Origin of the sequence: Zhouia amylolytica (assembly GCF_900116365.1) — a bacterium.
Lineage (GTDB): Bacteria > Bacteroidota > Bacteroidia > Flavobacteriales > Flavobacteriaceae > Zhouia > Zhouia amylolytica.
This window is the reverse complement of the sequence record NZ_FPAG01000003.1, coordinates 54,896-69,464: the sequence shown is the minus strand read 5'-3', so window position 1 is coordinate 69,464 and position 14,569 is coordinate 54,896. Positions and strand designations below refer to the sequence as shown.

At 37.5% G+C, this 14,569-nt stretch carries 10 protein-coding genes and 1 riboswitch; all 10 genes read right to left on the bottom strand.

The annotated features are described in order from the left end of the window. Positions 1–47: 47 nt before the first annotated feature. Positions 48–1,004: a methylenetetrahydrofolate reductase [NAD(P)H] gene (gene metF, locus BM361_RS05330; RefSeq protein WP_074977467.1), complete on the bottom strand. Its 957-nt coding sequence runs from the start codon at positions 1,002–1,004 to the stop codon at positions 48–50. Then, complete coding sequence (locus BM361_RS05325) at positions 1,001–1,246, bottom strand: hypothetical protein (RefSeq protein WP_038266573.1); 246 nt, start codon at positions 1,244–1,246, stop codon at positions 1,001–1,003. The genes metF and BM361_RS05325 overlap by 4 nt, the downstream gene beginning before the upstream one ends. 2 nt (positions 1,247–1,248) lie before the next feature. Next, a complete protein-coding gene (gene metH, locus BM361_RS05320; protein ID WP_074977466.1) occupies positions 1,249–3,927 on the bottom strand; it encodes a methionine synthase in 2,679 nt (892 codons plus the stop codon). Next, positions 3,927–4,928 (bottom strand): homocysteine S-methyltransferase family protein, encoded by a 1,002-nt coding sequence (locus BM361_RS05315; protein ID WP_038266418.1) that lies wholly within the window; start codon positions 4,926–4,928, stop codon positions 3,927–3,929. The genes metH and BM361_RS05315 overlap by 1 nt, the downstream gene beginning before the upstream one ends. A gap of 131 nt (positions 4,929–5,059) precedes the next feature. Further along, positions 5,060–5,180: riboswitch (SAM riboswitch) on the bottom strand. Positions 5,181–5,324: 144 nt separating this feature from the next. Next, positions 5,325–6,380: an NAD(P)/FAD-dependent oxidoreductase gene (locus BM361_RS05310; protein ID WP_038266421.1), complete on the bottom strand. Its 1,056-nt coding sequence runs from the start codon at positions 6,378–6,380 to the stop codon at positions 5,325–5,327. A 13-nt stretch (positions 6,381–6,393) separates the two neighbouring features. Then, positions 6,394–6,990, bottom strand: a complete 597-nt coding sequence (locus BM361_RS05305) for a precorrin-2 dehydrogenase/sirohydrochlorin ferrochelatase family protein (protein WP_038266423.1) — start codon at positions 6,988–6,990, stop codon at positions 6,394–6,396. A gap of 11 nt (positions 6,991–7,001) precedes the next feature. Further along, positions 7,002–7,787 carry a uroporphyrinogen-III C-methyltransferase gene (cobA, locus tag BM361_RS05300; RefSeq protein WP_074977464.1) on the bottom strand — a complete coding sequence of 262 codons (786 nt, stop codon included), beginning with the start codon at positions 7,785–7,787 and terminating at the stop codon, positions 7,002–7,004. Beyond that, complete coding sequence (locus BM361_RS05295) at positions 7,771–9,861, bottom strand: HEPN domain-containing protein (protein ID WP_074977462.1); 2,091 nt, start codon at positions 9,859–9,861, stop codon at positions 7,771–7,773. The genes cobA and BM361_RS05295 overlap by 17 nt, the downstream gene beginning before the upstream one ends. Positions 9,862–9,945: 84 nt before the next feature. Continuing rightward, complete coding sequence (locus tag BM361_RS05290; protein WP_038266432.1) at positions 9,946–11,115, bottom strand: O-succinylhomoserine sulfhydrylase; 1,170 nt, start codon at positions 11,113–11,115, stop codon at positions 9,946–9,948. Continuing rightward, the gene (gene thrA, locus BM361_RS05285; RefSeq protein ID WP_074977822.1) at positions 11,112–14,507 is read right to left on the bottom strand and encodes a bifunctional aspartate kinase/homoserine dehydrogenase I; all 3,396 of its coding nucleotides are present in this window, start codon (positions 14,505–14,507) and stop codon (positions 11,112–11,114) included. The genes BM361_RS05290 and thrA overlap by 4 nt, the downstream gene beginning before the upstream one ends. Between the last annotated feature and the right edge of the window lie 62 nt (positions 14,508–14,569).

Genomic DNA, 14,569 nt, shown 5'->3' with positions numbered 1-14,569 from the left:
GAGATAACGCTACTTCTTTGATATAATTATTTTTGCCCTGACTTAAATTAAAAAACAGCTTCTGCGATTGCTTTTATATTATCGGATTTACCCATAGAATAATAATGAAGCACAGGCACCCCTGCTTCTTTTAATTCTCGAGATTGTTGAATGGCCCATTCGATACCGACCTGACGAACCTCTTTGTTGCTTTTGCAACTATCTACGGCTTCAATAAGCGCATCTGGCAAGTCTATTTTAAATACCTGCGGTAATAGTTGTAAATGACGTTTTACAGCGATTGGTTTAAGTCCGGGAATAATAGGCACATTGATTCCATAATCTTTAGCCCGCTCTAAAAACTCAAAGAACTTTTGATTGTCAAAAAACATCTGGGTTACTACATAATCTGCACCTGCGTCTACTTTTTCTTTAAGTTTTTTGAGGTCAAAATCCATTGACGGAGCTTCTAAATGTTTCTCCGGATACCCGGCAACTCCGACACAAAAATTTGCTCTGTCTCCTTCTTCCAGGGTTTCGTGAAGATACTGACCGCACCTCAAATTGTGAATCTGATGCACTAAATCGACAGCATAAGGATGTCCTCCGGCGGTAGGTTCGAAATAACGCTGATGTTTCATTGCATCTCCTCTTAGCGCCATTACATTTTTTATTCCCAGATACTGGCAGTCTATCAGCATGTATTCTGTTTCCTCTTTTGTAAACCCCCCACATAATAAATGAGGTATCGTGTCAACCTCATATTTATGCTTAATCGCAGCACAGATACCCAGGGTTCCCGGTCGTCTTCTGGTTATTTTACGATCTAACAGTCCATCTCCTTTATCTATATAAACAAATTCCTCTCTGGAAGTAGTAACATCTATAAAGGGAGGATTGAACTCCATAAGGGGATCAATATTTTTATACAATTCGTTGATGTTACTCCCTTTCTGAGGGGGAATAATTTCGAATGAAAAAAGCGTTTTTCCGTTCGCTCTTTCTATGTGTTCTGTAACTTTCATTTTTGCAATAATAGTTTCTTTACCTCTTCAAAATCTTCTTCGTACTCCCAATAAATCCATCTGCCTCCAAGGTAATCTGTTAAAATATATTTTTCACTTACCGACTTAATTCTGGATATTGCCACTAATTTTTTTGAAAACACTTCAGTTTCCACATTCTCAGTTATTTCTTTATTTAACTGATCATAGCCATGAACAATGATATGACTTCCTAAGCTAAGTTCGATAAATCTTGATTCCATTTCTAATCTGCTATATTTGGATTCAGCCATTTGTTTGCTTCTTCAATACTTATATCTCTTCGTTCGGCATAATCTTCGACCTGATCCTGCTTAATTTTTCCTAAACCAAAATATTTACTTTCCGGATTCGCAAAATAATAACCTGACACCGAAGAGGCGGGCCACATAGCCAAACTATCTGTTAAGATAACCCCAGTATTCTTTTCTACATCCAGCAATTCCCAGATAGTCTTTTTCTCCAGGTGATCGGGACAAGCCGGATAACCAGGAGCAGGACGAATCCCTGCATAGGATTCTTTAATAAGTTCTTCATTCGACAATTCTTCACCTGCATCATATCCCCAAATTTCCTTTCTAACTCTTTCATGAAGATACTCTGCAAAAGCTTCGGCGCATCGGTCGGCCAATGCTTTTATCATTATAGAGCTATAATCATCTAAAGCTTCCTCATATTTTTTGGCAATTTCATCGACTCCAAACCCTGTAGTAACACAAAAAGCCCCAACATAATCTGTTTTACCTGAATCTTTAGGCGCAATAAAGTCTGCCAATGCAATGTTCGGAGCTCCCTTTGTTTTTTGCGATTGTTGTCTAAGAGTTAGAAACTTTCCAATAACATTTCCATTTTCATTATAAATTTCAATGTCATCATCATTTATCTGATTGGCGGGAAAGATTCCCAGCACTCCCGTTGCCTTCAACCATTTTTCTGATTTGATTTTAGCGAACATTTCTTTAGCATCAGTGAACAATGAACGGGCTTGTTCTCCAACCACTCCATCCTCCAGGATTGCAGGATATTTACCGTGTAAATCCCAAGAACGGAAAAAAGGAGTCCAATCAATGTAATTTTCTAATTCATCTATAGAAACCTCAATGGTTTTCACCCCTGTAAAGTTGGGTTTATTGGGGGTATATTTTTCCCAGTCAACTTTATACTTATTTTTTCTGGCGTCATTTATGGCTAAAAAGGTTTTCTTTTTAGATCTATTTAAAAAGCCTTCTCTTAATTTATCATATTCCGCTCTAACTGACACAGCATATGGTGCCAACAGTCTAGGATTTACTAAATTCCCTGCGACGGTTACCGCTCTGGATGCGTCATTAACATGAACAACCGTTTTCGAGTATTCCGGAGCTATTTTAACCGCGGTATGTGCACGAGAGGTGGTAGCTCCACCAATCATAATTGGTATGCTAATATTTTGTTTCTCTAGCTCTTTTGCCAGATAGACCATCTCATCCAGAGAAGGGGTTATTAATCCGCTAAGCCCTATAATATCTACATTTTCATCAATAGCGGTCTGAATGATTTTCTCTGGTGGAACCATTACTCCCAGATCAACAACTTCATAATTGTTACATCCTAATACTACACTCACTATATTTTTTCCGATATCATGAACATCTCCTTTCACTGTAGCCATTAAAACTTTTCCGGCTGAACGTGAATTACCATCTTTTTGGGCTTCTATATATGGCAACAAATAAGCCACAGCTTTCTTCATCACTCTGGCTGATTTAACCACCTGTGGCAAAAACATTTTCCCACTTCCAAAAAGATCTCCCACGACGTTCATACCATTCATCAAATGGCCTTCAATAACTTCAATAGGTCTGTTTACATTTTGTCGGGCTTCTTCAACATCTATTTCGATAAATTCATCAATACCCTTAACAAGCGCATGGGTAATCCTGTCTTGCAGGGCTCCATCACGCCATTCCTGATTTTGTTTTTCAGCTACTTTACCATTTCCTTTAACGGTTTCAGCGAAGGCCATTAACCGTTCGGTAGCATCATCCCTTCTATCGAGTAAAACATCTTCAACACGCTCTAACAGGTCTTCAGGAATATCGTCATAAACCTCCAGCATTTGTGGATTTACAATCCCCATATCCATTCCATTTTTTATGGCATGATATAGAAATGCAGAATGCATAGCTTCCCGAACTGCATTATTCCCTCTAAATGAAAAGGACACATTACTAACCCCTCCGCTAACGTGGGCATGCGGTAAATTTTCACGAATCCATTTAGTAGCTCTAAAAAAATCAATGGCATTTTTTCGGTGTTCATCCATTCCTGTAGCTACAGGAAAAATATTAGGATCGAAAATGATATCTTCCGGCGGAAAGTTAACCTTTTCGACCAGGACATCATACGACCGTTTACATATTTCGATACGTCTTTCGTAGGTATCTGCTTGTCCTACCTCATCAAACGCCATAACAATTACTGCGGCCCCGTATCTTTTAATTTGTTTGGCTCTTTGTATAAACTCTTCTTCTCCTTCCTTTAAGCTAATAGAGTTTACGATACTTTTTCCCTGAACCACTTTTAGTCCCGCCTCAATAATTTCCCATTTTGAACTATCGATCATTACGGGCACTCTTGCGATATCTGGTTCTGCAGCCATTAAATTCAGAAATGTGGTCATGGCATAAACACCATCCAACATTCCTTCATCCATATTTACATCTACTATTTGGGCACCTCCTTCTACTTGAGATCGGGCCACTTCCAAAGCTTCATCGTACTTCTCTTCTTTAATTAAACGAAGAAAACGTCTCGAACCTGTTACATTGGTTCGTTCTCCTACATTTATAAAGTTACTTTCTGGAGTAACCACTAAGGGTTCCAGTCCTGAAAGTTTCAAATATCTCTTTTCGCTTGCCTCCATTAAACTAATTCAGCTATTTTACGAGGTTTATATTCTTTTACTGCGTCTGCTATTAATTTGATATGATCGGGAGTAGTCCCACAACACCCACCAATAATGTTCACAACGTGCTCATCGAGATAGGTTTTAATCAATGCTTGCATCTCTTCAGCTGTTTGGTCATACTCTCCAAAATGGTTGGGTAGCCCGGCATTTGGGTAAGCTGAAATATAAAATGGTGTATTTTGTGCTAGTTGTTTAACATACGGTAGTAATTGATCTGCTCCCAAAGCACAGTTAAAACCAACACTTAACAGTGGGATATGAGAGATTGATACTAAAAAAGCTTCAGGTGTTTGTCCAGATAGGGTTCTTCCGGAAGCATCTGTTATCGTTCCACTTACCATAATTGGTATATCTACTCCTTTGGCTTCCTTTACCTCTTCAATCGCAAACAACGCTGCTTTTGCATTTAAAGTATCAAAAACAGTTTCTATCAATAACACATCGGATCCTCCTTCTATTAATCCTTCAGCTTGTTCTTTATAAGCTATTCGTAGCTGATCGAAAGTAATAGCACGAAAACCGGGATCGTTTACATCCGGTGACATGCTTGCCGTTTTATTAGTAGGCCCCATAGCACCTGCTACAAATCTTGGCTTTTCAGGATTTTTACGGGTAAACTCCTCTGCAACCTCTTTGGCTATCCTAGCTGACTCAAAATTTAGTTCATAAGCCAGATCTTCCATATGATAATCTGCCATGGCTATGGTTGTAGATGAGAATGTATTGGTTTCTACAATGTCCGCTCCAACTTCGAAATAAGCCGCATGTACCTCTGCAATCGCCTTAGGTTGGGTTAATGATAACAAATCATTGTTTCCCTGAACCGGATAGGCAAAGTCTTTAAATCGTTCTCCTCGAAAATCTTCTTCGGTAAATTTATATTGCTGGAGCATTGTACCCATAGCACCATCCATTACCAATATTCTTTTTTCGAGTTCTTTTCTAATATCTCTCATCGCCAGCTATTTTAAGCTTCCTTTTTTCTTTAATACAGCGTGTTTTTAATCATTTTTCAGATTAAAACAGCATTTTTAAGTTATTATAGTGATTGTTAAAAGAAAGGTAAGCTTAATTCGAAGAATTTGCTTGGTTATCTTTCCCCTGTATGAATCTTCAAACATATGGGTAGAACGTAGCACCTTCTCTACTTGGATAGAGGGTTGCTAAGGTTTCAACGGGTCTAATCCCTTCACCTTTCTTGATAACAACATCATTTTAATGAACTTTGGGTGCAAAGATACACACATTTGTTTTTTCTGCAAACCTCCGCATATAAGAAAAAGAAATCCGAACGCCTTTAAGTGTTATTTCACAAATTGACGCCCGGATCAAGTATTTAAAACAAAGGTGGATTAAACAATACTTTTCACTACTTCTTTTTTGGCTTCTTTGACTGAACCATCGAATCCTTTAACGCCTCCAACAGTGGTATATTTCATCACGTAGCGCTTATCGGGAAAAATTCGCTGGTAGGCACTCTGACACATAATAGCTGCCTCATGGAAACCTGATAATATTAATTTTAATTTTCCCGGGTAGGTGTTAACATCGCCTACGGCATAAATTCCAGGAATGTTCGTTGCATAATCATACGCATTATCTACTTTAATAGCATTCTTTTCTATCTCTAATCCCCAATTGGCAATTGGTCCTAGTTTAGGTGATAGCCCGAATAAAGGAATAAAGTTATCTACGGCAATATGCGATTCACCATTTGATTTATGCTTAACGGTCACCGCTTCTAATTGATCATCCCCATGTAATTTCGTAACCTCAGCTTCTGTGATAACTTCTATTTTTCCTCTTTTAGAAAGTTCTCCAACTTTTTCAACGGAATCTAAAGCTCCTCTAAATTCATTTCTTCTATGCACCAAATACACCTCTGAAGCTACATCGGCAAGGAATATAGACCAATCAAGAGCAGAATCTCCTCCTCCGGCAATTAGCACCTTTTTATCTCTGTAAACTTCCGGGTCTTTTATAATGTATGCCACTCCTTTATCTTCAAAGTCTGCTATATTATCAAGCTGGGGCTTTCTAGGCTCAAAAGACCCTAAACCTCCCGCAATTACCACTACCGGAGCATGATGCTTAGTTCCTTTATTGGTGGTAACAATAAAAGTTCCGTCGTCTAATTTATCAATTGTGTCAGCACGTTCACCAAGGGTATACGTTGGCTCAAATGGCTTGATTTGCTCCAGAAGATTCGTTACTAAATCTCCCGCCAAAATCTCTGGAAAAGCGGGAATATCATAAATTGGCTTTTTTGGGTATATCTCTGCGCATTGGCCTCCTGGTTGTGGTAATGCATCAATTAAGTGACATTTCAACTTTAATAATCCTGCCTCAAATACGGTAAATAATCCTGTTGGTCCCGCGCCTATAATTAGTATATCTGTTTTAATCATTTCTGGCTTATTTTTATAATTGAGTTTTTATTTTTTTTCTTGACACTAAACTTTTAGTGACTTCATTTAATTGTTTTACTTTCTCTTCAAAGTTTCCTTTTAAGGTATCCCGATACCTGTTAAGGTTTTGAACTAATTGGTCAACATCATCAGGAATTACATCTTCAAAAAACTGGCGTAATCTTTTTGCCGTTGTGGGGGATTGACCATTTGTTGAAATCGCTATTTTGACATTTCCTTTGGTTACAATACCTCCCATATAGAAGTCACAATAAGGCGGATTATCTGCTACATTCACTAAAATGCTGCGTTCCTTACAATCGTAATACACCTGAACATTTACATCAATATCATCGGTGGTCGCAATCACGACATGATTACCTATCAAGTATTTAGCGTCATAAACATCTTCTATAATCCTGATTCCATGTTTTTCTGAAAGCGCAATAATATCCGGCCTGAATATTGGCGCAACCATTGTAATCTGAGCATTTGGGCTAGATTTTAGCATGAAAGTTAATTTTTCTAAGGCTACATTTCCACCGCCCACGATCAAGGTGTTCAAGGCGTTCACTTTAAGAAAAACCGGATACAATTCATTTCTTTCCATAATTCTCAGATTTACGATGCCGCTACAAACGACGATTCTATATTAATTTTCTCTTGTAAGGATAAAATTTGTTCACGGTGATTTACCACAGAACCCAGAACAATAATTGCCGGATTTGCCAAATTTTGATCTTTAACAATGGTTTCAATTGTATTTACAGTACCAACACCTACCTTTTCTTCTGGGGTTGTTCCGTTTTGAATAATAGCTACTGGCAACTCATGTTTACCCTCTTGTTTAAAAACCTTTACAATTTCTGCCAGCTTCCCCATTCCCATAAGGATTACCACCGTTGCAGTTGATTTTGCAGCGAGCTCTACATCTCCAGATATTTTATGATCTTTAGTCGTACCGGTAATTACCCAAAAACTTTCTGAACTCCCTCTTTTGGTCAGGGGTACATTTTGATAGCCTGGCACCGCTAAAGAAGACGAAATACCAGGTACAAATTCGGTAATCAACCCATGTAGGGCGGCATATTCCATTTCTTCAGCTCCACGTCCAAAAACAAATGGATCTCCTCCTTTAAGACGAACCACGTGTCCGTGAGAATGTCCTCTTGCTACTATCAACTCATTTATTTGATCTTGCCCGTATGTATAACATCCTTTTCGTTTACCCACAAATATTTGCTCTGCATGTGGTGCATGATCTAACAATTCTTTATTCACCAGAGCATCGTATAACACCACGTCTGCACTTTGTAACGCTTTAATTCCTTTTAAAGTAATCAAATCTGCATCTCCTGGTCCTGCCCCAACTACTGTTAATTTTGGCACTTTATGATTCCACTTCATGTTTTCTAAATTGATCTGCTTTATGATAAAATGCTTTTGAATCTTTTAAATATGATTCTGCAAAGTGTTGTGTTGGTTCATTTTCCTTGATTTGATATGCCAATCCTGAAAATGAGCCATCAATAGCAAACTTTCCTGTTTCCACAAAAACTTCATCAAACTGTTTTATTATACTTGCCTGAGAATTGGTATTTAAACCTTCCGCAACTAAAAGTGCTTTAGCAGTATTAACTATTGCTGTATAGGCGTGATAAATACTATCTGCCCATCGCCCTTGTGCTAAGGATTCTTCTGCGCTATTATTTTTTTCTTCACTTTCAAATAAAAGTGTTGCAACCAAATCGATAACCACTCCGGCACATTCTCCTACTCCAACTGCTTTCACATATTCCTCATCGTGCCCCCAATCAATAAAATCATCTTCAGTAAGATTGGTTGTATCAGATAATGGCTTTAACAGCTCATAAAAATATTTTTCACCTTGACGATCGTAATACTTAAGGAAATCTTCATTTTCTTCAGCGTTCGACTTATAATTATCGAGTATAAATCTCAATGCATCCGGACCTCTCTTAGATGGAACTTTAATTACTTTATCAGCAAAACGTCCTTTACCATCTCCAAGAACTCCTCCACCTAACAAAATCTGTAAAGCCGGAGCGACTAGTTTATTAGCCTTAATCGACATTCCTTGAAATCCGATATGAGCCATATTGTGCTGACCACAGGCATTCATACACCCACTAATCTTAATCGTTACATCCTGATTGTTTACATATTCAGGATATTCATCTTTTAATACACGCTCTAACTCAACTGCTATACCGGTACTACTGGCAATTCCCAAATTACAGGTATCCGTTCCGGGGCAAGCGGTTATATCTAATGTAGAATTATAACCCAACTCTGTAAATCCCAGCTCTTGTAGCTCAGAGTAGAAGAAAGGCAGTAATTCTTTCCGAACATGACGGATTAGAATATCCTGTCGCAATGTTAATCTGATTTCATCCCCTGCGTATTCTTTTACCAAATCAGCTAACTTTCTTGCCTTATCGGTATAGAAATCTCCTAATTTAACCTTGACTCCTATAGCATAAAACCCTTCTTGCTTTTGAGGAATCACATTAGTTTTTAACCATTCTTCATATGGCGCAACATCTGCAATGTTTACATTTGGCACCTTCAATCCAACCTTTGAAAGATCCAAGTCAAAACCTGAAGTTTCAATTGGATAGGATTGATATGCTAAGGCTTTCCTTTCTTCATCCACTAATTGAAGAAAACTTTCCAACCCTATATCTTTTATAAGAAATTTCATTCTCGCCTTCATCCTTCTTGCTCTTTCTCCATGGCGATCAAAAATTCTTAAAACACTTTCTATCAGAGGAACAATCTGCTCAACTTCTATAAAATCGTAAATGACATCAGCATGACGTGGCTGAGAACCTAATCCTCCACCTAATAAAACTTTAAAACCTCTTACTCCATCTTTCAATTTAGGAATAAACCCAAGGTCATGAATATAGCTTAATGCCGTGTCTTTATCAGAAGAAGAAAAACTCATTTTAAACTTACGTCCCATTTCCTGGCAAACCGGATTCCTTAAGAAAAACTGGAATACAGCATGTGCATAGGGGGATACATCAAATGGTTCATCTGTATCAATACCAGCCGCTTCACTTGCAGTTACGTTACGGACAGTATTACCACATGCCTCTCTTAAAGTTACATCACTCTTTTCTAAATCAGCCCATAGTTCAGGAGTTCTATCTAAACTCACATAATGGATTTGAATATCCTGACGTGTGGTTATATGCAGTCGACCTGTGGAATATTCATCTGAAACATCAGCAATTCTATGCAACTGATCTCCTGTAACCTTTCCATAAGGTAGCTTAATACGAATCATTTGAACCCCTTCCTGTCTTTGCCCGTAAACACCACGTGCTAATCTTAAACTACGGAAACGTTCTTCATCAACTTTTCCTTCTTTAAACAATCGAATCTTCTTTTCTAATTCGATTATATCCTTCTCCACTATTGGGTTTTCTATCTCAGTTCTAAAGCTCTGCATAATACTCTACTTAGTCTATAGGTTAATAGATTTATTGGCAAAAGTATACCTTTTTTTGAGATAAGCATACTTTTTTTTGGATATTTAACTACTTAGGGCCTGTGAAATGTCTTTTATAACATCATCAACATGTTCCAAACCAACTGAAACACGCACCAAACCATCAGATATACCGACTTCCATTCTGTCATCCTCACTCAACTTACTATGCGTTGTTGAGGCAGGGTGCGTTACAATCGTTCTGGTATCTCCAAGGTTAGCAGAGAGCGAACACATTTTTATATTATTTAAAAATTTACGTCCGGCTTCAATTCCTCCTTTTATTTCAAAGGCTACAATATTCCCTCCAAGCTTCATTTGTTTCCTGGCAACCTCATACTGCGGATGTGATTTAAGAAATGGATACTTAACAAAGTTTACTTTATCATGTTTATCCAAGAATTCCGCCAGTTTAACTGCATTCTGGCAATGCTTTTCTACACGTACTGCCAGTGTTTCCAAACTCTTTGACAGGACCCATGCATTAAAAGGAGACATGGCCGGTCCTGTGTTTCTACTAAAAAGATAAATTTCACGAATTAAGTCCTGACGCCCCACGGCAACTCCTCCAAGCACTCTACCCTGTCCGTCAATAAGCTTGGTAGCCGAGTGTATAACGATATCTGCACCAAACTCAATTGGTTGTTGTAAGTATGGCGTAGCAAAACAGTTATCGATTACTAATATTAGATTGTGTTTTTTAGCTATTTCACCCAAATACTCAAGATCAAGAACATCAACCGCAGGATTTGTTGGTGACTCAGCGAAAAGAATCTTTGTATTTGGTTTAATCAAGCTTTCTATTTTATCAGGCTCATTAACCTTAAAATAGGATGTTTCTATATTCCATTTTGGAAGGTATTTAGTAAACAAGGTATGGGTTGAACCAAATACCGAACGTGCAGAAACTATATGATCACCACTATCCAACAATGCAGCGAACGTAGAAAAAACAGCAGCCATTCCCGTAGCAAATGCATAACCCGCCTCCGCTCCTTCCATCTTACAAATCTTCTCTACGAACTCAGAGGTATTTGGATTGGTGAAACGACTATAAATGTTTCTTTGCTTTTCTTCAGAAAAAGAAGCCCTCATATCTTCTGCATCTTCAAAAACAAAGCTTGAAGTTACGTACATTGGCACTGAGTGCTCTAAAAATTCAGATCTATTAAGCTGTGTTCTTACTGCATCTGTTTCAAAATGATTCTTACTCATGAGTTATTTTTTTCGGTTAGTTTTAAAATATCGCCAAACACTCCTCGGGCTGTAACAGCGGCTCCTGCACCTGCTCCCTGAATAACGATAGGTCGGTCTCCATATGATTCTGTATAAATTTCAAAAATAGAATCTGCTCCACTCACCTGCCCCAAAGCACTATTTGCAGGGACGGATGTTAATTTTACATCGAGCACTCCTTTATCTTGCTGTAGATCACCATGCAGGTCACCTACATATCGAAGCACATGTCCTTCTTTTTGGCTTTCTTTAATACTTTTATAAGGAGCATCAAAAGCATTTAAATTCCCCAGGAAATCTTCAACTCCTCCCTCTCTTATTTCTTCAGGAACTAAATTTTGGATATTTACATCGGTAAACTCGTTTTGCAAATCAAGTTCTCTGGCAAGTATTAATAATTTCCTACCCACGTCATTTCCATTAAGATCTTCTCTAGGGTCCGGTTCTGTAAAACCACTATCAATCGCTTGTTTTAATACTTCGCTAAACGGTTTATCTTTAGAAGAAAAAGTATTAAACAAGAAACTTAAAGTTCCTGAGAACACGCCTCTTATACGCGTAATATTTTCTCCTGATAAATGTAAAATTCGTATGGTATCAATTAAAGGAAGTCCTGCTCCAACATTTGTCTCATACAAATACTGCTTTTGTCTTTCGTCTAATTTTACTCTTAATTCCTTATAAAACTCATACCCTAAAGTATTGGCAATTTTATTGGATGATACCAGGTCGAAACCATTTTCTACCAACTCAATATAATGCCCCACAAAATCCTTATTTGCAGTATTATCAACAGCTATTAGGTTCTCTAAGTGGTGTTCTCTGGCAAAATCGACTATCGCATCAACGCTCGATGGAACCTCAGATAGTTTCAAGGCTGTTTCCCAATTTTCATCAACTCCTTCTTCTGCAAACAAAACTTTTCGAGAATTTGCAACTGCAAAAATGTTTAAGTTCACATTTTTTCTTTCTTCGATAGAAGCTTTAGATGCTAATACCTGATCTATCAATGTTCCTCCTACGGTACCATGACCAAATACAGCGATATTTACTTTCTTGGATATACCAAAGATTTCACCATGCATCACATTGATAGCTTTGTGCAAATCATTTTGACTTACTACAAGACTCACATTTTTACCTGTAACAGTGTTATTAAATAAAATAGGAACAATGTTATTTTTAATCAAGGTATTATACGGCTTATGAAAAGTACTCAGATCCTGTCCAACAATAGAAATCACTGCTACTTCATCCGTGTAGGATATTTTACTAACATCATTCGAGTGAAAATCTATTTCAAATTCTCTCTCCAGCGCATTTTTGGCAGCCTCTGCCTTTTCCGTGTTTATCACCAGACCTATGCCTCTTTCAGACGAGCCTTGAGCAATTATACTTACGCTAATTCCTGCATCTCCCAATGCCTTGAAAATCCTTGCATCAACACCAGACTTCCCTAAAAGACCTCTACCCTCCAGATTCAATAATGCAACATTATCTAAAACTGAAAGTGATTTAATACCTTTTTGACTTGGGGTTGCTGTTATTAAAGTTCCTTTACTATTTTTATTGAAGGTATTTAATATTCTCAGTGGGATATTTTTTTCTATCAATGGAATGATCGTTTTGGCGTGCAAGATGTTTGCACCAAAATTTGCCAGTTCATTCGCTTCATTATAGGAAAGCTGCTCTATTTGCTCAGCATTTTTAACCATATCTGGATTCGCCGTAAAAATACCGTCTACATGGGTATAATTTTGCAGTTCATCTGCATTTAAAAAATTGGCTATTAAGGAAGCAGAATAATTACTGCCATTTCTCCCCAACGTTGTCGTTTCATTGTTTAACGTACTCCCAATAAATCCTGTTACAATATGTATTGAATTACCATTCTTCGAAAAATAATCTACTACATTTTCTTTTGACACATTATGTATTGGTTGAGCGTTACCAAACTTATTGTCTGTTTTTATTAGATCACGGCTATCCGTAAAAACAGCTTTAATCCCCTTTTCACTTAAAAGATGTGTAATGAGTTTTGCTGATAATAATTCTCCCTGAGAAAGCACATGATCTTTAATTTTATCACTATAATCACCTAACAATCTTACTCCTTCAAAGACCTTTTCTAATTCTGAAAATTCTTTACTAAAATCTACAGTATAATCTGCCTTTTGATACGCTTTGAATGCCTCCAGAAGATGCTTATAATCGGTATTTTGAGCTGCTCGATTCAAAATATTTTCCAAATCGTCGGTGGCGCTACCTCTAGCTGAAACCACCACTGCAATACGGTCATTATTTTGAATTTTGGATTCTAATATATTTAAGACATTATTGATCCCCTCTCCATTAGCCAATGATTTACCACCAAATTTCAGCACTTTTATCCCATTACTTTTCTTACCTTTTTGAAAAACCGGACTTAATATTTCTTCCAATTGCTCATGCTCAATTAGAAAAGCGTCATGACCATGTAAAGAATGGATCTCACTATATACAACATTTGGTTTCGCCTGAGCTAAGTGTTTGTAGGTTTCTCTATTCTCCTCAGGAGTAAAAAACTGATCTGAATCGACCCCTATAATATGGATATTCGCTTTGATTGTTTCCAAAATATGATACAACTCTTTTCTTCCTCTTGAAACATCTATTGTTTTTAAAAGTTGATTCATCAAAAGATATGCTGACACCTGAAATCTTTCCTGTAACTTTTTCCCATGATGCATTAACCAACTTTCTACATTAAAAACCTGCAATTCATCATTAGTTGTTCTATGAAAACGCTCTTTGAATGATTCCGGGGTTCGATAGCACAACATTGCATGCATTCTTGCATCATGCACCGGATCTTTAGAATTAAGCAGTATACGTTCTTGTATTTGACAATTCGCGATCAGCCAATCCGTAGATTTCCAGTCACTCGCCACCGGGATTAGGTGCTCCGTTATATCTGGATTTAAAACAGCCATTTCCCATGCGATTCCTCCTCCAAGCGAACCTCCGATGAGTGCATAAAGTTTTTCAATTCCTAAAATCTCAAGACCAGACAAGAAGATCTTCGCGATATCCCGTGCCACGAAATCCTTATATTCATCTATCGTAAATCCATCGTATCCATTACCCGGAATGTTAAATGAAAGCAGGGTATACTCATTAGTATCTATACATTTACCTTCTCCTATTAATTCTTTCCACCACCCCGTTTTTCCGGAAACATTAGAGTTTCCTGTAAGCGCATGATTTACTAACACCACAGGAGCAGTATGCAATGGCTGACCAAATATTTGATATGACAAAGTCAACTCTTGACTTGATCCACTTTCGGTCGTAAAATTATTTATCTGAAGTTGTAATAAATTATTATCCAAGGTCAATTATATTTTATTGACTTCGAAAAAGGTTAAAAAGAAAGGTGTAGAAAATCACAAAA